The following is a 22,999-nucleotide window of genomic DNA, read 5'->3' on the forward strand; positions in this document are numbered from 1 at the left end:
TGTACTTTCAACTAATCGGAACCGGATATGCCTGCGCCGAATCAATCTAATTTAGATGCGGCTCAGTCGATTTTTCGGGCTTACCTCGAACGGAAAGGCCTGCGAAAAACCCCTGAGCGCTTTGCCATACTCGAAGAGATCTACAACCGGCAGGACCACTTCGACGTGGACGAGTTGTACATCTCGATGAAGAATAAAAAATACCGGGTGAGCCGGGCCACAGTCTATAATACCCTCGATGTACTGGTTGATTGTGATCTGGTCACTAAACATCAATTTGGCCGCAATCTGGCTCAATACGAAAAATCGTATGGGTATCGTCAGCACGACCATCTGATTTGTACCGATTGCCACAAGGTGATGGAGTTCTGCGACCCACGCGTTCAGAACATTCAGAATATGGTGGGCGATATGCTGAAGTTCAATGTGATGCATCACTCATTAATTTTCTACGGTTCCTGCACCCGCGATTTTTGCGAAAACCGTCAGGAGTCCGAAAAAGATCAGCAGGGTATTCAGGTTCCTGTAGAAGACTAGATTCGCTAGCGGAATAGGGAGATAACGGTATTTTTTTATGAAAGCTTATTCAGAATTTGTTGGCTTTATTGTCGCGGGAATGAGTTCTGAGCAGATCCTGGCTTTCCGACCGTCTGAAAAAACCCGGGAGCGAGTTCGATATTTGCTATCCATGGAGAAATCCGGCACCATTTCTGAAGACGAAATTGCAGAGCCGGACGACTATGAACAGTTTGAGCATTTAATGCGTATGGCTAAAGCCCGCGCTAATCAGAATGTCGCGAGAGGGTAGCTCTATTCCCGTAAAGCTACGGAATGAAGTAGCCGCACGAGCCAGATTTTGTTGTGAATATTGCCTGATTGACGAAACCCAAACGGGCCTATATTGTGAAGTTGACCATATTATAGGAGTCAAACACAATGGCCTAACAGACAGTAACCATTTAGCCTACGCTTGTTTTAACTGTAATAGAAATAAGGGGAGCGACATGGCCTCCATAGATTGGGAAACCAATGAAATAGTGCGTTTTAATAATCCTCGCTCAGACATTTGGGCTGAACATTTTCGTCTCGAAGGGATTCGCATGGTCCCTACAACCCAAATCGGAAAGGTCACAACAACAATTTTTCGTTTTAATGATCTGAAACGTTTATCTGAGCGAGACCCAAACTCATTTTTATAATGATCGATGTTTTATTAGGCCTCCAGTGGGGCGACGAAGGAAAGGGCAAAATCGTTGACGTATTAGCCCCAAAATATCAGGTGGTTGCCCGGTTTCAGGGTGGTCCAAATGCCGGACATACACTTGAATTTAACGGTCTGAAGCACGTACTGCACCAGATTCCATCGGGTATTTTCCGCGACGATATTCTCAATATCATTGGAAACGGTGTTGTTCTTGACCCAATTGTCTTCAAAAAAGAAATTGACGGGCTGGCCAAGTATAATCTGGCCTTAACCCAGAACCTCCAGATTTCCCGGAAAGCATCTATCATTCTGCCTACGCACCGCCTGCTGGACGCGGCCTATGAGCAGGCCAAAGGCGAATCGAAAATCGGTTCAACCCTACGCGGTATCGGTCCTACGTATCAGGATAAAGTAGCCCGTCAGGGCCTGCGGGTTGGTGATATGCAATCCCCTAATTTCCGGGCAAAATACGACAAACTGGTAGCCCTCCATAAGGTTATTCTGGACCAGAACAACTTCGACTATGCATCTGTACTTCCGCAGGCCGAAGAAGAGTTTTTTGGTGCGGTGGATTTCATGCAGCAGTTTAAACTTACCGATAGTGAATATACGGTAAACGAAGCCTTGACCGAAGGCAAAAAAGTACTGGCCGAAGGTGCTCAGGGTTCATTGCTCGATATTGACTTTGGATCGTATCCCTTCGTTACCTCGTCCAATACCATGACTGCCGGGGCCTGCACAGGACTTGGCGTTGCTCCTCGCCAGATTGGCGAAGTATACGGAATTTTTAAAGCCTATTGTACACGAGTCGGTAGCGGCCCCTTCCCAACCGAACTTTCCGACGAAACGGGCGAACGCATCCGCCAGGAAGGCCGCGAATTTGGCGCGACAACGGGCCGTCCCCGTCGATGTGGCTGGCTCGATCTGCCCGCGCTCAAATATGCGATTATGATTAACGGAGTCACCCAGTTGGTCATGATGAAAGTCGACGTATTGAATATTTTTGATGAGATTAAGGTCTGTACGCATTACGAGCTACCCGATGGCACCGTAACCGAGCAACTGCCTTATGATCTGTGCGACACGGCTGTGACACCCATATACAAAACGTTTAAAGGCTGGCAGGCTGATTTGACCAATATTCGTTCGTTTAGTGATGTACCCGAAGCGCTGGCCGATTACGTCTATTTCCTGGAAGACACCCTGGGTTTACCCATCAATTTTATCTCAACCAGTCCAGACCGGGAAGCGATCATTCACCGCCAGGCTGTGATTGCCTAAATTGTTTTACGTTTATGACCCCGGCAAGGCACTCTACAGTTCTCCTTGCCGGGATCAAATCGATAGCCGATCTGCCCGTTTCGCCCTATGTCAGCAACTGATTTTTACCGCACCTTCTACCAGACTGACCAGTTATACCGACTGCCGGATGAACCGTGGGAGCCTCTAAAACCGTCGGTTGCCGAATTGACTGACCGCCCAGTAGTTGACATAACGGAGGTCGATTTACTGGCCGAACTGGACATCTTATCGGCGAATGGGTTATCTAAAGAACCGGTAGCCATTCAGCCGACTGAAGCAACGGCTTCTTCAGGCAGGTTCCCGACTGAGCCAACCGCAGAAGCACCGGAAGTGTTGCCAGACCCGATCCCCCGTCCTAAAGTGCCGCAGGTGGTGCCACCCGTTCAGCAAAAGCCACCAATGCCATTGCTCAATCATAAGGTGCTGCTCCTGGCCGATGAAGAACTAGATCCCAGCAACTTACTATTCCTGGAAAAGATTCTGAAAGCCGTCAACCTCAATATCGAGGGGGTTGATTTATTGAATCTTCACGGGGTGAAAGACCTGAATTTTGCGGAGTTGTTGCGGGGAAAATACATCAACCATTTCATCACCTTTGGCGTACCTTTCGAGCGAATCAATCTCGATATTATGATGGACCGCTATTCGCCGGTTCGCTTCGAAGGGATAACCTTCCTGATGGCCGATTCACTACCGACTATTGAAGCCGATCAGAACTTAAAGAAACGACTCTGGACTGCTCTTCAGCGCGTATTCCCTAGGTAGCGGTTGGTACGGTTCATTTTCGTCAAAACGGCTTTGACCTGATCAAACTCCACTGGGCGGAGGTCATCAGCTCCTTTGTAGTGGTCTTCAAAAAAATCAATATACGTCTGTATATTCGTTCCGTCGGGCGATGTATAATGTACATCAGATCCCCGCTGAATCAGTAACAGACATGTATCCCAACACCCAAAAGCCGATGCAAAGAGCAATGGCGTATACGCTTTCGTGTTTTGATCGTAGGTGCCCACTTGCCTACAATCAGCTCCCCGATCAAGCAGAAGCCGAACTTTGTCGATCGAATCGTCGCCCCCGGACCGAATGGCTTCATAGAGAATAGATACTCCGTTGCTCCCAATAGCATTAGGGTCGGCTCCATGATCGAGGAAGAATTTGAGCATCTCAGGTGTGGCATTCCATAACGAAGCCGCATGGGTGGATATCCGGGCTGGGGTCGTACTGTTGATGGTCGCTCCAGCTGCCAGCAGGAGTTCCATGATTTGCCTTGTTTTTCCCCAATCGCGGGTATACGGACTGAAATTGGTAGCCAGATAGTCAAGAACTGTTTGCTCACCGTGCGTATCCAGGTTATTAATTTCGGGGATGGGATCCTCTAAAAGCGATTCTACTTTATCGACATTCTGATCAAAAATGGCCGCCAGTAGCTTTTTTAGTTTAGGCTCGGCAAAATACCTGGACCCATCGTAGTCGGATTGCGAATAGGTAATGGCCTTAACAATATCTTTTAGATCGGAGCCAACCTGGTTCAGCAACAGAAAGGCAGGAGGCAGCATGATCAGTGTAAAAGCTAGGTATTTAGCCCATGCATAGGGAATCAGATTAAGAATTAACAAACCGATCAGACCAATCCGAGTCAGCCACTCAAACGCTTCGCCGATCCCTCGTCCGGCCGCATCGCCCCCTTTGGTTGGAAAGAGCAGTGAACCCATCACGAAGAGAGCCAGCATACCAATGCCAATCCAATTGATACCCGTAACGTATTTCAGCCTGGCTGTGGGTTTTGTTTCGGTCGGTTTTACGGCCTGTCTGACTTCTGTAGGCTCTACAACGCTTCGCATTACACAGATAATTAACTAACAATTCACCGATTACCCTGCCAGCCACGCCCATACTGCCGCAACAGACTCCCCTATTGTCCAGACAGAAAGCAGCAGAAATACAGCGCCTATTCCAGCCAAAACATATACCAGCAGGTAATTCCCATCCAGCTTAACCCGCTCCGGGTTTTGTGGGTCGTAGTACAGCGTCACCTCCTCGCCAATGGAGTAAGCAGGTGGATTTCGCCCTTCCGAACTATGAAACACCAGCTCACGGCCATCCTGTATACGATAGCGAATGGAAGGAGCGACGGGGTATTCGCGTGATTTCATCCGGTGCATACCAATCACTATTCCTTTGGTCATAACGCCCGTTCGAACCAACTGCTGGTGGTCATAATAGAGGTAACCAGCAACGCTAACCAGCAAAACACCGATCAGAAAGAAAAGTAGAATCAAAAGGTCAGCCACGGGGAGTTTCATGGGTAAAAGACTTGCCTGGCAGATGATCTGGATGATATAATCAGATCGGTATCTACGCCACGAAACTGGTAGAAAACGCCGAGGCTCGCCACCCATAGTCAATAACTGGTAGCTTTGATCTAACAGATTGCAGACTTAACCTCACTGCATACAGCGCTCAGAGAGTGGTTTCTGGCGAAATTCTTCTCCGTCTGTCCAGAATCATTTGCATTCATACGGTACTATTTCCGTATTTACAGCCGTTTTCTGTTTATCAACCTGATCCGGCCAGCCAACCCGATTGCCCGGCTTCGATAATGACGCTTTTTCAACGATTTCAGTCTATTTTTTCCCGTAATACGCCCACGCCTGCGCCCCTTCATCCCGCATCGCTGGTTCATACACCAACCGGAAACGCTACTCCGAAAGAGCTGGCCATCGAGTCACTTTCGTATGCGATCCCGGCAGTGCCCGTGCCAAACGACCCACTCCCTCACTGGCTGGCTGACGAAGAAAGCCTGCGTGACGAAGGGGTCCTATTTGGCCTGTCAGACGCCCGACCAGATAGCAAACTCGCTCAGATTCGGGCTTATTTTGGGCAGTTGACCGCTCCTTTGGCAGAAGCAATCGAGCAGTATACCGAAAAAATCCGTGAACTGAACCTATTCATCGAGCAGCGCGAAAACCGCCTGACTGCCCTCCGCGACCAGCTTGATGCCTTGCGAAGCCAGCAACCTGTATCCAATAACTTATTTCGAAACGGCTTCAGCCTGGTACTTTCGATGCTGCTGTGTGTCGGCAATTATTACCTGATCGACGAAACCCTGCACCCCGTTTTTACTAACCACTGGATTGCCGTAGGTGTATTTCTGGCGGGCATGTTCAATCTGGCCGGGCGTACATCCTTTTTCTACGAAACCAATACCCGGTTAACGGTCCGCCGTCTTTTGGAAGAAGTAGGTCTGCCCCTGGCTACCTCTCTTTTCATCTTCATTCAGGCGCTTCAATCGCAGACCGTACCCAAGTCTGTTGGCTTATTCATTTTCGTGTTCTTTCTGTTCTTGCTGGCTGGCAAACTGCTGCTGAATACGTTATCATCCCTACAGGGCGACCTTCTGACTATTCAGCAAAATCGGCAGCTAATCGCTCAGAAGGCGCAAAATATAGCTGCCTGGGAAGCCGATATGGAGCAACTTACCCGAGAGATCGATGGGTTTCGGATGCAGAAGTGGCCTATCGTAACAGCTCTGAATCATGCCGAAACAAATCTGACCCGATTGAACACTCAGCGCGATGGCTTTGTTCATCTATTTATAAGTGAATTTGAACTGGCTCGCAGCCTTCGCGATCGGCTTACCGAACAACAGCGTAAAGGCATTATAAACTATGAATGATACATATCTACTTACCAGATAAAGCACTGACTTACAAAGATCTGCACTGATCAGAACGCCTTTTCGGCAATGTGTAAGTTCCGTAGCTGCTTACTGGTTTTGGTTTATTAGGATAGCAAAACGCAAAACTTATCATTCATACTTGATGATGGAGCCAACGAACAATCCTGACTTTCAACACGGGTATACGAGCGGTGTTGAGGGTGTAAATCGGGAAACCTACGAAGGATATTTATCGAGCCAGATCAATACCGATTGGCTGACGGAACGCATCCAGGAAAAGCGTACCGAACTAGCCAATACGGAACAGCGTCTGGCCGAAACCACTGAAGCCAACCGGACAGCTTTTGCCGAGCTGCAAAATCATACATTGCAGGTCGATCGGCTGGATAAACAGGTGAAGCAACGCGAGGCCGATCGGCAGATGCTAGAGGCCGACCGCGACTCTTTACGCGAACGTCGAACCCAGGCCGCCCCCGACTACTCGTTACTGGCCGGAATCCTGTTTCTGATTGCTGGCATTTCGTTTCTGGCGGGCGATCTGATCATCTCCCACGAAATTGTCGCCTACGCGCTCAACATTCGCAATACCAACGAAGCCTGGGCTTTCGCTGTCGGGCTGGCCATGGTGTCGATCCTGCTGAAGCCTGCTTACGATCGACTGATCGAAAAACCGTACCAGGAAAACCCAGAAGCCAATGAGCGAAAATACAGCCGTTTCAAGATGACTCTGGCGGTCTTTGCCGTACTTACGCTGGCTGTTCTGGGGTGGTTCCGGTACGAAGCGTATCGAACCGACCAACTTAAAGCCGCGATCAACAAATCGATTCGGCAGTTGCAGGTTAACCCTGACCCAACGGCAGCGACACAGGCCCTGAGCCCATCGGCCATGCATCAGATTGAAAAACAACTGAATGAGTCGAGTGAGCTGAACCTGGCCCTGGTCAACAGTCCGTGGGCACTACTGTCCTTTGTATTGAGTGGCATATTGTTCGCCATTGCGGGGGCGGTCTGTTTAGGCATTGCTCTACCCGTTCTGTCGGCGTTCTGGTTCCGATGGCTACAGGCCGATATCAAGCTTTGGAAACTCCGGCGACGTATCAAACGAATTACGACTGAATTAGTTCCTCTGGAAGCACAGTTGGCCGAACAACGTACCCATCAGAATGTGCTCCAGCATAATCTTGAGCTACTCCCCTTGCTCACCGAACTGAAAGCGCAGCGGCAAACGCTAAATGCTGAACTGGCCGAACTATTGGCTGAACTCAAACTGGCGTTAACCGACAGCCGAATCAGTAATTTTAACGATGGGTATGGCCAGGGCGAAGCAACCCGTACTGGCCTTACTGACGAGGAACAGCGGCAATTGCGTAAAGACATGCTGACGCTTCAGAATGGTAGTCGTAAGCGTGTTGATGAACCGCGTACCAATGGCAACCCACCCGCCCCCACGAATGGGACAAATGGAAAAACCAATGGCATGCGGCCCTACCAAACCATCCGCAAATTCCTTTCAGACGAAAACCTGTAATTCAGGTTCACTACATCTGATCTAGCAGAAGTAACAGGGTTTTCCTGCCTATCATAGCCGTCCAGACTGTCCCCTTGTGTTCCGTCTGGATGGCTATAACGTTATAAGCTTCCCTGCGCTTTTCGTACCTGAATCTGTCCGAGTAGTACATCATATACGGCACGTAGGTAATTCGTTTCGGCCTGTTGAAGGCTATATTCACTATTTCGGAAATCAGCCAGCACCAGCGTGCCAGCCTCAAATCGTACCCGGTCGATGGCCAGAATAGCCTGTGCCTGCGTAATGTTCTTCTGCGTCTCGGATAAATTCTCACGGGCCTGATCGAGCGTGTTACGGGCCGATCGCAATTCGTAATCAAAATCACTCTGCAATTGCTGCAGGGTATTCTGGTTGATCTGCGCCCTACGCACGTAATCCTGACGGTTGATTCGCGCCTGATGTCCGTTATACAAAGGCATGGACACCTTGATACCTACGTAGTTATAGGGAAACCAGGTGCCGCTTTGAATTGGGTTGAACACATCAGCAAATTGCTGCGCAGCGTAGGCTCCATAACCAGAAATAAGTGGGGCCAGCCGAGCCTGTTCCCGACGTTGATTCAGCACATTAATCTGCCGATCGGCCTCTTCCTGATGCAATTCCGGACGCGTTTTAGCGGCTAGTTCCTGTTGGGTAAACTGATCAAATAAAGCCTTTAAGGAGTCCATGGGCTCAACGGCCTGTGGCGAATGGATTCGATACCGCAGGTTTTCCAGACTAAGTGCATAATCCCGCTGATCGTTCCGAAACGTTAGGTCAGCATTGCTCAGGTCAAGTTTGAACCGATCAAAATCCGTTTGCAGCAGCGTACCCGCCTGAAGGCGAGTTTGCGCCTGTTCTAGATAACCCCGCGCCCGCAACCGGGCCAGGTCCGATAAGCGCTGCTTTTCCCGGTTAAATACGGCCTGGTAATACGCTTCGGTTACCTGCTGACGAACATCAATCGCCTGTTTATCGAGCGCCAACCGTTGCTTATCGACCGTCAACTGGTTGATGCGCCGATCAATCCGGCTCTGTGCATCATAAATTTTTTGCTCAGCCTGTGCCGTTAGGGCATTACTGAACGGCGTTCCGAATCGCAACACAACGTCTTGATTATTGGCAAACGGAGCGTTTTTGATGATGTTGCGCTGGATTTGGGTATTCCAGCGAAAGTCGGCCCCCAGATTAACCTGGGGTTGCCAGGCCGCCCGTCGTCGGGCTTCATCACTTTCGGCCAGTTCCACCTGAAGTTTTTGATTGGCTATTTCCAGCCGATTCGTCTGGGCCAGTTCAAGCGCTTCGGTAAGGCTAATGGGTTTGGGCACGCTGCCAACCGGCTGTGCCCTGACAAGCTGACCTAAAAAAATCCCGGCAAGAACAAATGCGTATTTCATACGGAGATAGAAAAACAGGTTGCTTCAACCTCTAAATACAGTGGCCGGTTCCAGGGAGTTGATTCGTCGGATAGCAAAGACACACCCGCCCAGCGAGATGATAAGCGTAATGGCAAACAGCGCATATTCAAACCAACCGGGGAAATAAAACAGCGTTCCCGATTTAGCAATACCGATCCTAAACCCCTCAACCAGAAGCCGCCCAATGATAAAGCCAAGGATGGCGAATAATAATGCCTGCGTCAGAATCAGGCGGGTTACATAGCCATTCGTCGCCCCGATTGCTTTCAAGGTTCCATAATCCTTGATCCGGTCGATGGCTGCCGAATACAACGTCAGACCAATGATAACCAACCCGGAAATGATGGCAAAGCCAATCAGACTTCCAAATGATGCCGCAATGCCGTTCGTAGCCAAAACGGTTTTAACCGTTGTTTGGGAAAGCTCATCGGCATTCCAGGCCCTTACGCCATTGATACTCTGATTGATTTGCTGGATAACCGACGATTCCGCCACACCCTTTTTAGGCTTGACCAGATAAAAACTGACCTGGGTAGTGGGTACGTTACCCAGGTACCGGGCCCGTTCGATGGTCGTAAAGCCCAGCAAACCTCCACCAAACGATCGGGCCCCACGGGTCAGCCCGGCGTTGTAAACTTTCTTCCCGTTGACCTCAAAATAATCACCGGGTTTCAGATTTCCCTGGGCTTTTGAATCGTAGTAATCCGTAATCAATGCCCCATCGGGTATCATGTCTTCATTTTTGGCGGTATACAATCGCCAGGGACCACCTACGAAAGCTGGCGCTTCGGAACCAATCAACGACAATCCGCCCGTAGTACCATTGGCAAATTTGGCCCCTACGGCTGCTACCACAACCGGATAGGCGCGTTCAACCCCCGGTAGCGAGCTTATCTCGTAGCCCTTTCGAACGTCGAGTGGACTCAATTGATTGGCGTTTGTGGTGGTTTCGTCCGTTACCCAGATGTACCCTTTGTTGTTATCGACAATACTCCGCATGGCATCGGTCAGGAAAATAAATACCCCTGCCTGCTGCCCTATCAAAAACACGGAGATAATGATACCTGCCAGAGCCCCAAACGACTTGGCCACGTCGTAGCGAATAAACCGGATCGCAATGCTAAACATACCAGATACGTTTTTGAATGAGTCGAACTACGGAACCTGCCGCGCTACTTTCGGATATCTATTTTCGGCCCCTACCTGAATCAGACATTCAACCCGCGCCCCGATAATGACTTTAGTTGGATCGTCTAACTGAACCCGAACTTCCCGAACGCGCCGGTCTTCCAGATTTGCCGTGTTGTCTGAAAACAGGGATTTCTTTCGCAGATAGGGCGATGCCAGAATGACGGTGCCCGTTGTCAGGCGTTCATTGCTTCCCTGAGGCCGTACATACGCTTTCTGGCCAACCTTCACGCGCAACGCAAACAGTTCGTCGATTTCGGTAACAGCAACTAGAGGGCCTTCGGGGGCAAAATCACCAATCGACTGGTTGCTGTTCAGATACTGGCCTACTTTGGCATCGAGGCTCAGAATGGTTCCGTTTTCGGGCGCTTTTACCGTTTTCAGCCCCGCTACAGTCGATGCATAGTTAATATCCGACCGGAGTTGCTTGATCTGCCCCTCGGCCTGTTTTACCTGCGCTTCGGAGGCTCGTATCTGTTGCTGTAGGTTGGTAACCTGATAGTGCGAATCATCCAACTCTTTACGCGTCAGCGCATTGCCCGAAAACAGCATCTGATTCCGCTTCAGATCGGCTTCGGCTTTCTGCAACTGCACCCGTAGCGTCTGTACGTTCTGCCGGGCGGTTTCGATGGCCTCCTGCTGGGTCTGAATCTTTACGCTGGCCTGTCGTAGCTGGGCAGTTTCGACGGCATTGTCCAACGTAAGAATCACATCGCCTTTCTGAACCACCTGCCCAATATCGACACGGATGGATTTGACCAGACCGCCCGATTCGGGCGATAGCTGACTGATGCGTTTAGCGGGTTCAATAACCGCAATACCCAATACTTCATCAACTCGCCTGGGGGTTCGCACCGTTCGTACGGTGTCTTTACCGTCAGTAGCGTCCGATTTTTTTCCTCCGCAGGAACTGACCAGGCAAATGGCCATAAGTATACCAAGTACATTTGCTACGTAATGCGTTGACTTCATAATTGATCTTTACTCGTTAAATCCGGAAACTTCTTTCACAGCCCCATTGTCTACCTCCACAATTCGGTGAGCAAACGGTTTTAATCGTGGATCGTGGGTGACCACAGCCACTGATTTCCCATTATCGGCCAGGGTTCGTAATTCCTGCATGACTATGTTGATCGAATCCTTATCCAGCGATGCGGTAGGCTCATCGCAGAGTACCAGTTTAGGATTGGTAACCAGCGCCCTGGCGATGGCAATACGCTGTTGTTGCCCACCTGATAGCTGGCTTGGTAAGTTTTTACGACGATCGGTCATGCCAACCGTTTGCAGTGCCTTCTCGGTTCGATCCCGCGCTTCGGACTGGCTCACGCCCTGCAATTGCAGAGGCATCATCACATTGGCCTCAGCCGTAAGGGGGGCCAGTAGATTGAAGTTCTGAAAGACGAATCCGATGGAATTCAGACGTAGTTTGGCCAGGGCTCTTTCATTCAGCTTATTCACGTGTTGCCCATCGACCCACAGATCGCCATAACTGGGGTAAATTACACACCCCAACAGCGACAACAGGGTCGTTTTCCCGGAACCTGAAGGACCAATGATCAACAACAGCTCCCCCTCGTGTAATTGCAAGGTTGTCGGCTGAAGCGCCACAATTGTCTGATCACCTGCCCGATATTCCTTGCCAGCCTGTTTTAATTCGGCTATCATAGATTCTGAAAGTTAAAATCAAATCCCCATCCCATCCAGAACACTAAAGGCAGTGGTTTGCCAATGTATTTTCTCAATCCTAAAAACTATGAAATCATACTTTCCAGGAATTCACGAGGCAATATTATTACGAAAACACAGTTAATACAATATTGTTAAAGAAAATTATTTTATTTTCGTAGTTATATAGGGTAAAACCTAGCTAGATTCATAGGATGTTGTAGTTTATGGAACGAGGAGAAAAGGCATTGATTGATTTGGTAAATGCGTGGGCCGCGTACAGTGAGGCAACCCCTAATGCTGATTTGGGCGGATTTTGCCTGCATTACTTAACGGAACACGTACACCCACCCGTTGTGGATCAGCAACAACCTGTCAAGGCAATCAATGAGCAAAATTACAGGCCACAGAATAACTCAGGGAATCCCTCTTTTATAGAGATCAGACCCGAATCCCGACTGGCGGCCCTGGTTGGGCGGTTATCGAAATACAGCTATTTCTACTCGAAGAAAGCCATGCAGCCCCTCCAGTTCAAGGGAATAGACGATCCGGTGTATCTACTTGTCCTGATGAAAATGGGTACCCCCAAAAAAAGCGAGCTGATTTACGAAATGATGTCAGAATTTGCGTCAGGCATCGACATAGTCAATCGGTTGGTAGGGATGGGATTGGTTGAGGAATTTCCGGATGAAGAGGACCGGCGCTCCAAACGCCTTCGAATCACTTTCAGAGGGATTGAAGCACTCCAGGAATGCTTTCCCGTGATGAATAAAGTTGCTGACGTTGCCTTTAGCTCACTGACCGATGGCGAACAGGCATTGCTGGTTCAGCTTTTGGATAAACTTGATCGGTATCATGCTGAGCACTATCGGCAAAGCAGAAATGCTGAGTTCGATGAAGTGTACGAACAAATGGTCGGTGGCGATCCGGTGCGTTAAGTAAGAACAACCCCAAGTATTAACCCACCCAGAATCAGCAGGTAAGGGGGTGTTTTGGTGTAGAGCAACAGAGCGATGGTCAGCATGACCACCCCTACCGATGGCCAGTGCGGAGCCATCGGCTCAAACAACGCAATGGCTGCGGCTGCGGTCAGGCCCGTACTGGCGGCATTGATACCAGCCAGCGACGCCCGCACGACTCGGTAGCGCTTGAGCTGCTCCCAGAACCGATATACAAAGAAGATCAGGAACGTACCAGGCAGAAATATACCTGCCGTCGAAACTAGGCTTCCCCAAAGCTGTCCATGCCAGCCAGCCCCTCGCATCGATAGAGCACCAATGTAGGAAGCAAAGGAAAAAACCGGCCCGGGCATGGCCTGTACAAGCCCTAACCCTGACAGAAATTCCTCGTGCGTCAGGTAATGTTTAAACGCGACAAACTCGTTATAGAGCATGGGGGTCAGCACCTGTCCTCCACCGAACACAATGCTGCCATTCCGGTAGAAATTTTCGAACAAACGTACTGGCAACGAATGGGTGAAGGCCCCCAGCAAAGCAGCAGTAACGAAAACCCCCATCCACAGAAAAAAATTAGCCCACTGCACGCGCAGGGGCTCTTTCTTCATCCGTTCTTGCTTCTGGTAGGTCAGGGCTGTAGTCAGCCCCCCAACGGCGATCACAATGGGGGTCATTACGGGTGAGTGAAATACATAGCCCACTAGTGTAGCCGTGAGTGCCAGCGCCAGACTCACTTTATCATGGATCACCTTCTGCCCGATGCGATAGCCAGCTACCACCATAAACCCAACGGCCATTGGTTGAATAAACCGGGTAAAATGCAGCGAAAGCTGGTGACGTTCGAGGTAGTATATGCCAATACCGGCCGCCGTCATGGCGCTGGCAGCCGGTAGTATCCAAATCAGAAGGGTTAGATAGGCTAGATTCGGCCCACCAATTTTGAAGCCTAAAGCCGTAATGGTTTGCGTGGAGGTTGGCCCTGGCAATACCTGCCCAAGTGCGTTCAATTCAAGCAGTTCCTCCTCCGTCAGATACCTCCGTTTTTTCACCAGCCGATCAAAAAACATAGCCAGATGCACCTGAGGTCCCCCAAACGTTGTACAGGCCAGAATCAACACATCTTTCAGAAAGATGATGTACCGTATTCGGCGAACAGGCTGGTGAGTGGTCAGGTAAGGAAGCATTTATAGAGGAAGGATATTGAGGAGCAAGAGCGGTCAGGGGTCTTCAAGCATGGTCAGGGCTAGTCAGGCATAGGTGTACTACAATCATTGACAACTTTTGACCAACCCTGACTAGTCCTGACTACATCTGACTATTTTTTCTTTAACCCCAGTTCCATCAGGCGTTCATCCAGAAACTCGCCCGCTGTCATGTCGACATATAACTTGGGATGTTGCGAATCGATACAGCTTTCCAGACTGGTAAGGTCCATATCGGCGCGGGGGTGCATGAAGAATGGAATCGAATACCGCGACTGGTTCATCTTTTCGCGGGGTGGGTTCACCACCTGATGAATCGTTGACTTTAGCGTGTGGTTGGTCAGTCGGTCAAGCATATCGCCTACGTTAACCACCACCTGATCGGGCAGGGCCGTAATGCCAATCCATTTGCCATCCCGACGCAGCACTTCAAGCCCATCGGCAGAGGCCCCCATCAGCAACGTAATCAGGTTAATATCGCCATGCGCGGCTGCCCGAACGGCCCCTTCCGGCGTGGTTTCGGGATCGAGCGGGAAATAATGCAGGGCACGCAGAATGCTGTCGCCATTCCGGACTTTATCGTCGAAATAATTTTCCGGCAAGTCCAGATAAAGCGCAATGGCCCGCAGAAGTTGCTTTCCGGCATTTTCCAGGGTGCGATAGGCTTCCAGCGTAGCTTCGCCAAATTCAGGGTCTTCATCCGGGAATACGTTAGCGGGCATATCACCTTCCGGCTCTGGCTGACCAACGTGATAAAACTCTTTCAGGTCAGCTACTTTAAACCCTTTGGCGGTTTCTTTTCCTTTACCGACATAACCACGCTGGCCATTCAGTTCAGGGTGTTCGTATTTTTGTTTAACACTATCGGACAGCGAAAAGAATTTCTGGGTTGAATCGTACAGACGCTTGACCAGCGCATCGCTAAGGCCGTGATTACGGATCGCAACGAAGCCAATCTGGTTAAAAGCCCGGCCTAAATCCTGCACAAATCGGGCTTTACGCTCGGGATCGCCTGAGTTGAAATCCGCCAGATCTAATGACGGAATTTCATTGTATAATTCTTCGGATAACATAGACAAAATCAATTTCTACAAAAATACGAAAGTTTAGAGGCTAGTCACAGAGTTATAAAGGTATAGAGTCATAAAGTTATGGAGTTAACCGACGTATTTACATGAGTTTCGTCAGTCAACTCTATAACCTTATGACTCTATACCTTGAACCTGTTTAAACTTTTACAAATTGGATCTACATAAGCATGTTTTTGTCATCCCGACGCAGGAGGGATCTTCGGGTGCTAGCTAGTACCTCCTCCCTCGAAGATCCCTCCTGCGTCGGGATGACAAAAACGCTTCTAATACAAAAGTTTAAACAGTCTCCTTTATAACTTAGAAGGTTATGCGAAATGTTTGGCCACCTTGTTCCAGTCGACCACATTCCAGAAGGCTGTAATGTAATCGGCCCGGCGGTTCTGGTATTTCAGGTAATAAGCATGTTCCCATACGTCGAGCCCCAGCAGAGGAGTCCCTTTTTTCTCGGCCAGAGCCATCAATGGATTGTCCTGATTGGGAGTTGAGACAATTTCGATATCGTTACCATTCTTAATCAACCAGGCCCAGCCCGATCCAAAACGGCCCGTAGCTGCTTTCGCAAACTCGGTTTTGAAATTATCGAACGAGGTATACTTTTTGTTGATGGCTTCGGCCAGGGCTCCTTTGGGAGCACCACCCGCATTCGGCCCCATGATATTCCAAAAGAATGTATGATTCCAGTGGCCACCTGCATTGTTCCGAACAGCTGCCGGAGTGCTGGCATTTACGCTTTTCACAAGCGCTTCAATACTCATTTTCGCCATGTCGGTTCCGGCAACAGCTTTGTTGAGGTTATCCACATAGGCTTTATGGTGTTTGCCGTGGTGAATTTCCATCGTCATTTTATCGATATGGGGTTCGAGCGCATCGGTCGGATAGGGCAACGCGGGTAAGGTAAACGGACCTTCTGCCTGCGCAGGCGACAATCCAAAGGAGCGAAAAGCGATCAGCCCGGCCGAAGCACCAAAAGCCAGTTTCAAAAACTCGGAGCGATTCATGCGAATGATTGGTTTTGGGAAAACAAAAAGCGTTTGATGAACAAACCCGTTTTCGGGGCAGATGTTCACCAAACGCAAATAAACGACATTTTTACCTCTCCGGCTATGTCTGAGCCGTTATGTTTTCCGCCTTGAAAATCGATAAGCCGTAGGCATTCGCCCGTTATTCGTAGGCAATCCGGCTCAATATGCTCCGGCCCAGGGTTACTTCGTCGGCATACTCCAGATCGCCACCAATTGGAACGCCACGAGCAATGGTCGAAATTTTCAGGTTGAATGGCTTGAGTTTTTTCTGAAGATAAAAGGCCGTCGTATCACCTTCCATCGTCGGACTGATGGCCAAAATGATTTCCCGCACCTGTTCAGCTTCGGCACCGCGCAGGCGTTCCATCAGCGAGTCGATCTGTAAGTCGCTGGGGCCAATGCCTTCAACGGGCGAAATAATTCCGCCCAGCACATGGTACAGGCCTTTATACTGCGCTGTATTCTCGATCGCCAGCACATCACGCGTATCTTCTACCACACAGATGGTCGACTGATCGCGTTTATGACTGGCGCAGATCGTACACAGATCATGGTCTGACAGGTTGTGGCATCGTTGACAGTATTTGACATTGGTCCGCATTGCCGTCAGGCTTTGGGCCAGTAGTTCGGTCTGATCTTCGTCGCGTTTGAGTAAATGGAGCACAAGCCGAAGGGCGGTTTTCTTTCCAATCCCCGGCAGCTTCGACACCTCATTGACCGCGTCTTCGATAAGTTTGGATGGATACTCCAATTTCGTAAAATTAAAGAGTGAAAGAGCGAAAAAGCGAAAGAGTGGCTGGCGCTTCAAGTTTCGCTCTTTCACTCTTTCACTCTTTCGCTCTTTAATTTAGGACTTCCGCCGAGATGCCCCGACGGCAGATTTCGTTCCGCATCGGGACCAGTTCATCCCAGGAACCATTTTTGACGGTGCACTTGCCTTTATAGTGAATCAACAGCGTACACTGCTCGGCCTGTTCGGGCGTATGCTTGCAAACATCAATGAGGGTTTCGATGACATGATCGAAGGTATTCACATCATCGTTGAAAACGACGAGGTTATGCACGTCGGTTTCAATCACTTCGTCGAGTACATCGACATCCGTCGACCAGTCGTTTTCTTCAAAAGGTTGCATGGGAGCGAAAAGCGTATTTACTTAGCAAATTTACAAAAAAACGACCACTTTTAAAAGCCGTTCCTGTATACAAAAAAACCGGAATCGGGGCCAAAAAGTTGCCTGGACTAGCCTGCTTATCGTACAATTTACCCCGCATTTGCGGGCCGTTTCGTAATTTTCCTTCATGAACACAACGCTTGCTTTAGTTATCCTGATTGTCTATTTCGGCGTACTTATTGCCGTTTCGTTTTATACCGCCCGGGGAGCCGATACCAATACGTTTTTTACCGCCAACCGGCAGTCGCCCTGGTGGCTGGTAGCCTTCGGCATGATTGGTACGTCGCTGTCGGGGGTTACGTTTATTTCGGTGCCGGGTGCGGTAGGCAAAATCGGATTTTCGTATTTCCAGGTCGTGCTGGGCTACATCGTTGGTTATTTTGTGATTGGCTCCGTACTGATGCCGCTCTATTATCGGCTGAACCTGATTTCGATTTATGGCTATCTCGAAAAACGATTTGGCTTCTGGTCGTACAAAACGGGGGCGGGATTTTTCCTGCTTTCCCGAACGGTAGGGTCAGCGGTGAGGCTTTACGTAGCCGCCGGGGTACTCCAACTGGCCCTGTTCAATTCATTGGGTATTCCGTTCGGTGTTTCGGTCCTGATTACGATCGCACTCATCTGGATTTATACGTTCAAAGGGGGCGTAAAAACCATTATCGTTACCGATACGCTTCAAACCCTGTTTCTGGTTACGGCCGTTATCTTAACCATCATTCTGATTTCTCAGGAATTGGGTTTGTCCTTTAGCGGACTGGTCAAAACCGTAAATGACAGTTCGATGTCGAAGATTTTCTTCTGGGACGGCAATGACTCCAAGAATTTCTTCAAGCAATTTATCTCGGGGGCGTTCATCGCCATTGTCATGACTGGGCTGGACCAGGATCTGATGCAGAAAAACCTGACTTGCAAAAACATTGGCGAAGCGCAGAAAAACATGTTCTGGTTTACGGTCACGCTGGTTTTTGTGAACTTCATGTTTCTATCGCTGGGGGTACTGTTGTATGTTTTTGCCCAGCGCGAAGGCATTGCTATTCCCGAGCGCACCGACGATCTGTATCCGATGCTGGCCCTTAATCACCTCGGTCTCGTAGTTGCCATTACGTTTTTGCTGGGCATCACAGCCGCTACCTACGCCAGCGCCGACTCGGCCCTGACGGCGTTAACCACCTCGTTCTGTGTAGATTTCATGAACGTGGAGAAACGCCCCGAAGCCGAACGGTCGCGGATTAAACACATTGTCCACATTGGTTTTTCGCTGCTTTTTTACGTGGTGATTATTGTGTTCCGACAACTGAACAGTAAAGAAGTGATTACAGCCGTATTCGATATTGCAGGCTATACCTACGGTCCTTTGCTGGGCTTGTATGCGTTCGGTATTTTCAGCAAACGCCCGGTCAGAGATGGCTTTGTACCTTTCATTTGCGTAGCTTCACCTATACTGACTTACATCATCAACGAGAACTCGACAGCCTGGTTTGGTGGGTATCAATTCGGTTTTGAGCGGCTGCTGCTGAATGGGTTAATCACTTTCCTGGGCCTTCTGGCCGTTTCGAAACCCGTTCCTGAAGAAAAGCCAGTAGTCGCCTAAGTACGCCCTTTTACCTTTACGTTATGAAGTTAATCAGTAGTTTCTTCTTCCTGTTTCTGATTCGTTGCCTGGCTGCCAACGCCCAGCTCTGCTTTTCACCTGAACGACCGCAGATCGGACAGATCGTATCGTTTACGTACACGCCTTCAGCAACACTGGTTCAGGATAGCACGCTGGAAGGCCGCTTTGTACGCTACGGGGCTCCTACCATGATGCGCATAAGTCAGCCCACAACCGTTACCCTGGTGCGACAGGGTTCCAATTACGTCGGTGAGTTATACATCCCTAAAAAAGATGTAGCCGGAACCATGCTCTTCTTTCGAAATAGCAAACTACCGCATCGCACCGACCTGAATAATGGGCAGTTTTATGTCGTTCCGGTGTACGATAGCACAGGGCGCATCATCCCACATGCTACAGGTGGCCAGGCATCCGTATTTACCCGTAGCCACTTCCTGAACGAAACAGGTATGCGAGCCGATCCAAACTGGGTGGTTACCCTCTACGAACATGAACTGACGATGAACCCTGACCTGCGTTCGCTGTACTGGGCCGACCATCTGGCCGCTCTGATCAAGCAGCGAAAGCCCGGTTATGGTCCGAAGGTCAAGGCGGCTATTGAAGCCTACCTGGCCGCTCGCCCGTCGCCTACAGTAACTGAACTGGCCGATGCTTCCCGGCTCTACGAAAGCATGGGCGATTACCAGAAAGTGGCGGCTCTGCGCGAGCGGCAGAAAACGACCGATCCGGGTGGGTTGCTGATGCAGAAAGACCGCGCTATTTCCATCCGAAACGAAGCCGATTGGGGTCGCAAAAAAGCCGCCTACGAAGCCTTTATTAAGGATTATCCGGCCTCTGCCCATCTGCCCGATCTGGCGGCTGTGATGCTGAACAGCTATTTTAAAAACAACGACATCAAGGGGTTGATCGCCTTTGCCGAAAAACAACCGACAGCCCAAACGGATGTACTGGTTCTGAACACCATTGCCAATCAGCTGGCCGAAGAGCGCCGTTCATTGCCCGAAGCCGAACAGTTGATCAAACAGGCGCTGACTGTGCTGAATGGCCAGACGAAACCCCGTAATGCTCCCGGCAGTTGGGAAGCAGACAGACAAGCCCGATTTCGACAGTTGACGAATACGTATGCCCGTACCCTCGATCAGCAGGGAAAATATCCTGAAGCTTTCGCCAAATACCAGTCGGTCGTTAATCCCGACGATGTGGAGAACAGTGACCCACGCACCACTGAACGCTATTTTCTCTGTGCCCTGCGTACCAATCAGGCTACTGATGCCCTGCCCATGGTTGAGGCCGCTATTCAGGCCGGGAAAGCAACGCCCAGCCTGAAAAATACACTGCGAGACTGGTACGCCAAACAACCGGGCAACGACGCCGTCAAAGCTAAAGCGTATCTGGCGAATCTGGAAGCCGACATTAAGGCCGACCAGCGTGATGAACTGCTTCAAAAACTGATCAATGAACCTGCTCCTGCCTTTGCCCTCACCGATTTGCAGGGCCGAACCATTTCGTCGTCATCGTTCAAAGGCAAGGTGATTGTGCTGGATTTCTGGGCTACCTGGTGCGGGCCTTGTATTGCGTCGTTCCCGGCTATGCAACAGGCTAAGAACCAGTTTCAGGACGATCCGAACGTCCGGTTCCTGTTCGTTAATACCCGTGAAGGTGGCCCCCTATCCCGAGTACACGCCTTTATGGAGAAGCATCCGTATGATTTTACCGTACCCATTGATGGGCAACAGAAAGTATCGAAAGCGTACAAGGTGCTGGGGATACCCACCAAAGTGGTCATCGGCCCGAACGGGCGGGTTCGATACCGGACCATCGGCTACTCCGGCGACCCCGAAGCCACTGTCAATGAGCTGGCACTGGTCGTTGAACTGCTTAAAGAAGGAAAGTAATTCGCCAAAACCGACTGTCTACACCCCCGTATGGATCCAGAGTCGATTAACATCATCAATTCACATAACGCTGAGCACTATACGTGGGGCGATCAATGCGACGGATGGCATCTGGTCAAGTCCGACTCGCTAAGCATCATTCAGGAGCGAATGTCCCCCGGCCCTGCTGAAACCAAACATTATCACCAACGTTCCCGCCAGTTCTTTTTCATCTTGTCGGGCGAAGCAACAATGGAAATTGGCTCTAAACAGGTCATCTTACATGTAGGCGATGGCATTGAAATTCCACCGTTGGTAGCCCATCAACTGCGTAATGACTCAACCACCGACCTGCATTTCATGGTAACCTCCATGCCCAAAAGTCACGGTGATCGGGTTGTTGTTGAATCAATAGTCAATATTTAGTACTCTCCTTACAGAAACGCTGAGTAACCCCTTCGTATGACCATTCGCCTTGCCACCCTAGCCGATTTACCTAACTTACTGTCCCTGTTGAAACGCGTTGTTCCGCTCATGCATGAAACCGGCAATTTTCAATGGGATGAGCACTACCCGAATGCAGAGGTCTTCACGCAGGACATTAAAAAAGGGCAGTTGTGGATCGCTGAGATTGATGAGCAACTTGCCGGTGTAGCCGCTCTGACCGAAGATCAGGAGCCGGAATATGCTCAGGTAGGTTTCGATCTGACTCAACGCGCTGTAGTAACGCACCGATTAGCCGTTGATCCTGCTTTTCGGGGCCAAGGGGTTGCAGCTGCTTTATTAACCCAGGCCGAGCAACTCGCCAGGGAGCGGGGACTGGCTTTCCTACGCATCGATACCAACTCAGAAAACCAATCGACCCAGAATCTTTTTCCAAAAGTTGGCTACGTCTATGCCGGAGAGATCACACTGAGTTTTCGACCCGGCCTGCGGTTTCTGGCCTACGAAAAACGGCTAACCTGATAACTGCCTGCTACATCGATCTGCGCGGTTTAGCCCAACTGATAAATACGCTTTGACCACCAACACTTATACTTAACTTGTTATGCATGCCGGACAAAACTATACCCTGAGAGAATTTCTCTTCTGGACCCGTCGAACGATCTACTGGCTGTTAGGAATCAATGTAGGCGTTACATTTCTTTATGAAGTGATAGGCTTAACCTGGATTGGCATACCCTGGGTTCCCATTGCGCTACTCGGTACAGCAGCTGCATTCATTGCCGGTTTTCGAAATAACGCTACCTACGCCCGTGCCTGGGAAGCGCGGCAGATATGGGGAGGAATTATTAATAGCAGCCGCAGTCTGGGTATAATGATCCGTGATTTCATACGTGACCCGGCCTCATCTGCTGATGCGTCAAAGCAGATCCATCAGCAGCTTATTTACCGGCATGTTGCCTGGCTGACAGCGCTCCGATTTCAGTTACGGGAACCACGAGCCTGGGAAAATATGGAGAAGTCCTATAATATCGAATATCGTCAGAATTACAAAGTACCTGAACGCGAAAGCAGTTTGCCTGATGAACTTCGCAGGCTATTGCCGAGCGAAGAAGCCGACTACGTATTGAGCAAGAAAAACCGGGCTACGCAACTCATCAGCCTTCAGTCTAAACAACTGCGAGACCTGGTTGATACAGGTTGGATTGAGAATTATCGATATGTCGAACTAGAGTTGATGCTGAAAGAACTATATGAACATCAGGGAAAAAGTGAGCGTATCAAAAACTTTCCGTATCCCCGGCAATTTGCAACCATCAGCACGCTGTTTATTCGATTGTTTGCCTGGATGGTACCGTTTGGTCTATTAAAAGAGTTCGATAAACTGGGCGAGCATTTAGTATGGCTTACGGTTCCATTTGGCATGCTGGTTTCCTGGGTATTTATGAGCCTTGAGCAAGTGGGCGAGAGCACCGAAAATCCATTTGAAGGCAGCGCTAACGACGTTCCCATTACCAACATGAGCCGCACCATCGAAATTGACCTTCGCGAAATGCTCGACGAAACCGACATACCGCCCGCCCTGACGCCTGTACAAAATATTTTGCTATAAAATTTGATTCTA

At 49.7% G+C, this 22,999-nt stretch carries 24 protein-coding genes; 13 read left to right on the forward strand and 11 right to left on the reverse strand.

All coding sequences use genetic code 11. The annotated features are described in order from the left end of the window. Positions 1–27: 27 nt before the first annotated feature. From B153_RS0131370 to B153_RS0131385, 5 genes are all read left to right on the forward strand, one after another. Complete coding sequence (locus tag B153_RS0131370) at positions 28–537, forward strand: Fur family transcriptional regulator (protein ID WP_020600715.1); 510 nt, start codon at positions 28–30, stop codon at positions 535–537. Positions 538–574: 37 nt separating this feature from the next. Continuing rightward, the gene (locus B153_RS0131375) at positions 575–808 is read left to right on the forward strand and encodes a hypothetical protein (RefSeq protein WP_020600716.1); all 234 of its coding nucleotides are present in this window, start codon (positions 575–577) and stop codon (positions 806–808) included. Beyond that, entirely contained in the window at positions 792–1,199 is a 408-nt protein-coding gene (locus B153_RS38935; RefSeq protein ID WP_020600717.1) for an HNH endonuclease, read from the forward strand. Before B153_RS0131375 ends, B153_RS38935 begins: the two co-directional genes overlap by 17 nt. Further along, entirely contained in the window at positions 1,199–2,485 is a 1,287-nt protein-coding gene (locus tag B153_RS0131380; protein WP_020600718.1) for an adenylosuccinate synthase, read from the forward strand. The genes B153_RS38935 and B153_RS0131380 overlap by 1 nt, the downstream gene beginning before the upstream one ends. A gap of 87 nt (positions 2,486–2,572) precedes the next feature. Continuing rightward, positions 2,573–3,271, forward strand: a complete 699-nt coding sequence (locus B153_RS0131385; RefSeq protein WP_020600719.1) for a hypothetical protein — start codon at positions 2,573–2,575, stop codon at positions 3,269–3,271. Here B153_RS0131385 and B153_RS0131390 read toward each other — a convergent pair. Then, positions 3,250–4,347 carry an ankyrin repeat domain-containing protein gene (locus B153_RS0131390; RefSeq protein WP_020600720.1) on the reverse strand — a complete coding sequence of 366 codons (1,098 nt, stop codon included), beginning with the start codon at positions 4,345–4,347 and terminating at the stop codon, positions 3,250–3,252. The genes B153_RS0131385 and B153_RS0131390 overlap by 22 nt on opposite strands. Before the next feature lie 30 nt (positions 4,348–4,377). Further along, a complete protein-coding gene (locus tag B153_RS0131395; RefSeq protein ID WP_020600721.1) occupies positions 4,378–4,809 on the reverse strand; it encodes a DUF3592 domain-containing protein in 432 nt (143 codons plus the stop codon). 296 nt (positions 4,810–5,105) lie between these two features. Between B153_RS0131395 and B153_RS0131400 the strand changes: the two genes are divergently transcribed. Both B153_RS0131400 and B153_RS0131405 read left to right on the forward strand, forming a co-directional pair. Next, positions 5,106–6,182, forward strand: a complete 1,077-nt coding sequence (locus tag B153_RS0131400) for an AtpZ/AtpI family protein (RefSeq protein ID WP_020600722.1) — start codon at positions 5,106–5,108, stop codon at positions 6,180–6,182. A gap of 148 nt (positions 6,183–6,330) precedes the next feature. Next, entirely contained in the window at positions 6,331–7,713 is a 1,383-nt protein-coding gene (locus B153_RS0131405) for a hypothetical protein (RefSeq protein ID WP_026262598.1), read from the forward strand. 101 nt (positions 7,714–7,814) lie between these two features. On the opposite strand, the gene B153_RS0131410 is transcribed toward B153_RS0131405, so the two are convergent. Genes B153_RS0131410 through B153_RS0131425 form a run of 4 tightly spaced genes read right to left on the reverse strand, consistent with a single transcriptional unit; the run spans position 7,815 to position 12,002 of the window. Next, complete coding sequence (locus B153_RS0131410) at positions 7,815–9,128, reverse strand: TolC family protein (RefSeq protein WP_020600724.1); 1,314 nt, start codon at positions 9,126–9,128, stop codon at positions 7,815–7,817. A 24-nt stretch (positions 9,129–9,152) separates the two neighbouring features. Then, entirely contained in the window at positions 9,153–10,277 is a 1,125-nt protein-coding gene (locus B153_RS0131415; RefSeq protein WP_020600725.1) for an ABC transporter permease, read from the reverse strand. Between the two features lie 27 nt (positions 10,278–10,304). After that, positions 10,305–11,309, reverse strand: coding sequence for an HlyD family secretion protein (locus tag B153_RS0131420; RefSeq protein WP_020600726.1), 1,005 nt, complete (start codon positions 11,307–11,309; stop codon positions 10,305–10,307). A 9-nt stretch (positions 11,310–11,318) separates the two neighbouring features. Next, a complete protein-coding gene (locus B153_RS0131425; protein ID WP_020600727.1) occupies positions 11,319–12,002 on the reverse strand; it encodes an ABC transporter ATP-binding protein in 684 nt (227 codons plus the stop codon). A 227-nt stretch (positions 12,003–12,229) separates the two neighbouring features. Between B153_RS0131425 and B153_RS0131430 the strand changes: the two genes are divergently transcribed. Next, positions 12,230–12,940 carry a MarR family winged helix-turn-helix transcriptional regulator gene (locus B153_RS0131430; protein WP_020600728.1) on the forward strand — a complete coding sequence of 237 codons (711 nt, stop codon included), beginning with the start codon at positions 12,230–12,232 and terminating at the stop codon, positions 12,938–12,940. Here the strand turns inward: B153_RS0131430 and chrA are convergent. The 5 genes from chrA to B153_RS0131455 all read right to left on the reverse strand — a co-directional run bounded on the left by chrA (position 12,937) and on the right by B153_RS0131455 (position 17,406). After that, the gene (chrA, locus tag B153_RS0131435; protein WP_020600729.1) at positions 12,937–14,142 is read right to left on the reverse strand and encodes a chromate efflux transporter; all 1,206 of its coding nucleotides are present in this window, start codon (positions 14,140–14,142) and stop codon (positions 12,937–12,939) included. The genes B153_RS0131430 and chrA overlap by 4 nt on opposite strands. 131 nt (positions 14,143–14,273) lie before the next feature. Continuing rightward, complete coding sequence (locus B153_RS0131440) at positions 14,274–15,233, reverse strand: isopenicillin N synthase family dioxygenase (RefSeq protein ID WP_020600730.1); 960 nt, start codon at positions 15,231–15,233, stop codon at positions 14,274–14,276. A gap of 323 nt (positions 15,234–15,556) precedes the next feature. Further along, on the reverse strand, positions 15,557–16,249 hold the full coding sequence (locus B153_RS0131445; RefSeq protein WP_026262599.1) for a superoxide dismutase: 693 nt from the start codon (positions 16,247–16,249) through the stop codon (positions 15,557–15,559). A gap of 163 nt (positions 16,250–16,412) precedes the next feature. Further along, complete coding sequence (gene recR, locus B153_RS0131450) at positions 16,413–17,024, reverse strand: recombination mediator RecR (protein WP_026262600.1); 612 nt, start codon at positions 17,022–17,024, stop codon at positions 16,413–16,415. A gap of 91 nt (positions 17,025–17,115) precedes the next feature. After that, on the reverse strand, positions 17,116–17,406 hold the full coding sequence (locus B153_RS0131455; RefSeq protein ID WP_020600733.1) for an ATP-dependent Clp protease adaptor ClpS: 291 nt from the start codon (positions 17,404–17,406) through the stop codon (positions 17,116–17,118). 166 nt (positions 17,407–17,572) lie between these two features. On the opposite strand from B153_RS0131455, the gene B153_RS0131465 reads away from it, so the two are divergent. The 5 genes from B153_RS0131465 to B153_RS0131485 all read left to right on the forward strand — a co-directional run bounded on the left by B153_RS0131465 (position 17,573) and on the right by B153_RS0131485 (position 22,987). Continuing rightward, complete coding sequence (locus B153_RS0131465) at positions 17,573–19,036, forward strand: sodium:solute symporter (protein ID WP_020600735.1); 1,464 nt, start codon at positions 17,573–17,575, stop codon at positions 19,034–19,036. 23 nt (positions 19,037–19,059) lie between these two features. After that, the gene (locus B153_RS0131470; RefSeq protein ID WP_020600736.1) at positions 19,060–20,952 is read left to right on the forward strand and encodes a redoxin domain-containing protein; all 1,893 of its coding nucleotides are present in this window, start codon (positions 19,060–19,062) and stop codon (positions 20,950–20,952) included. 30 nt (positions 20,953–20,982) lie between these two features. Continuing rightward, positions 20,983–21,357: a cupin domain-containing protein gene (locus B153_RS0131475; RefSeq protein WP_020600737.1), complete on the forward strand. Its 375-nt coding sequence runs from the start codon at positions 20,983–20,985 to the stop codon at positions 21,355–21,357. Positions 21,358–21,393: 36 nt separating this feature from the next. Then, a complete protein-coding gene (locus tag B153_RS0131480) occupies positions 21,394–21,897 on the forward strand; it encodes a GNAT family N-acetyltransferase (RefSeq protein WP_020600738.1) in 504 nt (167 codons plus the stop codon). An 82-nt stretch (positions 21,898–21,979) separates the two neighbouring features. Then, a complete protein-coding gene (locus B153_RS0131485) occupies positions 21,980–22,987 on the forward strand; it encodes a bestrophin family protein (RefSeq protein ID WP_020600739.1) in 1,008 nt (335 codons plus the stop codon). Positions 22,988–22,999: the final 12 nt, after the last annotated feature.

The sequence above is a fragment of the Spirosoma panaciterrae DSM 21099 genome (assembly GCF_000374025.1).
Lineage (GTDB): Bacteria > Bacteroidota > Bacteroidia > Cytophagales > Spirosomataceae > Spirosoma > Spirosoma panaciterrae.

Excerpts from the sequence above, each read along its gene's own strand:
- B153_RS0131430 (WP_020600728.1), top strand. The coding sequence starts at position 12,230 with ATGGAACGAGGAGAAAAGGCATTGATTGATTTGGTAAATGCGTGGGCC.
- B153_RS0131480 (WP_020600738.1), top strand. The coding sequence starts at position 21,394 with ATGACCATTCGCCTTGCCACCCTAGCCGATTTACCTAACTTACTGTCC.
- B153_RS0131415 (WP_020600725.1), bottom strand. The coding sequence starts at position 10,277 with ATGTTTAGCATTGCGATCCGGTTTATTCGCTACGACGTGGCCAAGTCG.
- B153_RS0131410 (WP_020600724.1), bottom strand. The coding sequence starts at position 9,128 with ATGAAATACGCATTTGTTCTTGCCGGGATTTTTTTAGGTCAGCTTGTC.
- B153_RS0131420 (WP_020600726.1), bottom strand. The coding sequence starts at position 11,309 with ATGAAGTCAACGCATTACGTAGCAAATGTACTTGGTATACTTATGGCC.
- B153_RS0131445 (WP_026262599.1), bottom strand. The coding sequence starts at position 16,249 with ATGAATCGCTCCGAGTTTTTGAAACTGGCTTTTGGTGCTTCGGCCGGG.
- B153_RS0131470 (WP_020600736.1), top strand. The coding sequence starts at position 19,060 with ATGAAGTTAATCAGTAGTTTCTTCTTCCTGTTTCTGATTCGTTGCCTG.
- B153_RS38935 (WP_020600717.1), top strand. The coding sequence starts at position 792 with ATGTCGCGAGAGGGTAGCTCTATTCCCGTAAAGCTACGGAATGAAGTA.
- B153_RS0131385 (WP_020600719.1), top strand. The coding sequence starts at position 2,573 with ATGTCAGCAACTGATTTTTACCGCACCTTCTACCAGACTGACCAGTTA.
- B153_RS0131425 (WP_020600727.1), bottom strand. The coding sequence starts at position 12,002 with ATGATAGCCGAATTAAAACAGGCTGGCAAGGAATATCGGGCAGGTGAT.
- B153_RS0131465 (WP_020600735.1), top strand. The coding sequence starts at position 17,573 with ATGAACACAACGCTTGCTTTAGTTATCCTGATTGTCTATTTCGGCGTA.
- B153_RS0131370 (WP_020600715.1), top strand. The coding sequence starts at position 28 with ATGCCTGCGCCGAATCAATCTAATTTAGATGCGGCTCAGTCGATTTTT.
- B153_RS0131380 (WP_020600718.1), top strand. The coding sequence starts at position 1,199 with ATGATCGATGTTTTATTAGGCCTCCAGTGGGGCGACGAAGGAAAGGGC.
- chrA (WP_020600729.1), bottom strand. The coding sequence starts at position 14,142 with ATGCTTCCTTACCTGACCACTCACCAGCCTGTTCGCCGAATACGGTAC.
- B153_RS0131400 (WP_020600722.1), top strand. The coding sequence starts at position 5,106 with ATGACGCTTTTTCAACGATTTCAGTCTATTTTTTCCCGTAATACGCCC.
- B153_RS0131395 (WP_020600721.1), bottom strand. The coding sequence starts at position 4,809 with ATGAAACTCCCCGTGGCTGACCTTTTGATTCTACTTTTCTTTCTGATC.
- B153_RS0131455 (WP_020600733.1), bottom strand. The coding sequence starts at position 17,406 with ATGCAACCTTTTGAAGAAAACGACTGGTCGACGGATGTCGATGTACTC.
- B153_RS0131475 (WP_020600737.1), top strand. The coding sequence starts at position 20,983 with ATGGATCCAGAGTCGATTAACATCATCAATTCACATAACGCTGAGCAC.
- B153_RS0131440 (WP_020600730.1), bottom strand. The coding sequence starts at position 15,233 with ATGTTATCCGAAGAATTATACAATGAAATTCCGTCATTAGATCTGGCG.
- B153_RS0131485 (WP_020600739.1), top strand. The coding sequence starts at position 21,980 with ATGCATGCCGGACAAAACTATACCCTGAGAGAATTTCTCTTCTGGACC.
- B153_RS0131405 (WP_026262598.1), top strand. The coding sequence starts at position 6,331 with ATGGAGCCAACGAACAATCCTGACTTTCAACACGGGTATACGAGCGGT.
- B153_RS0131375 (WP_020600716.1), top strand. The coding sequence starts at position 575 with ATGAAAGCTTATTCAGAATTTGTTGGCTTTATTGTCGCGGGAATGAGT.
- B153_RS0131390 (WP_020600720.1), bottom strand. The coding sequence starts at position 4,347 with ATGCGAAGCGTTGTAGAGCCTACAGAAGTCAGACAGGCCGTAAAACCG.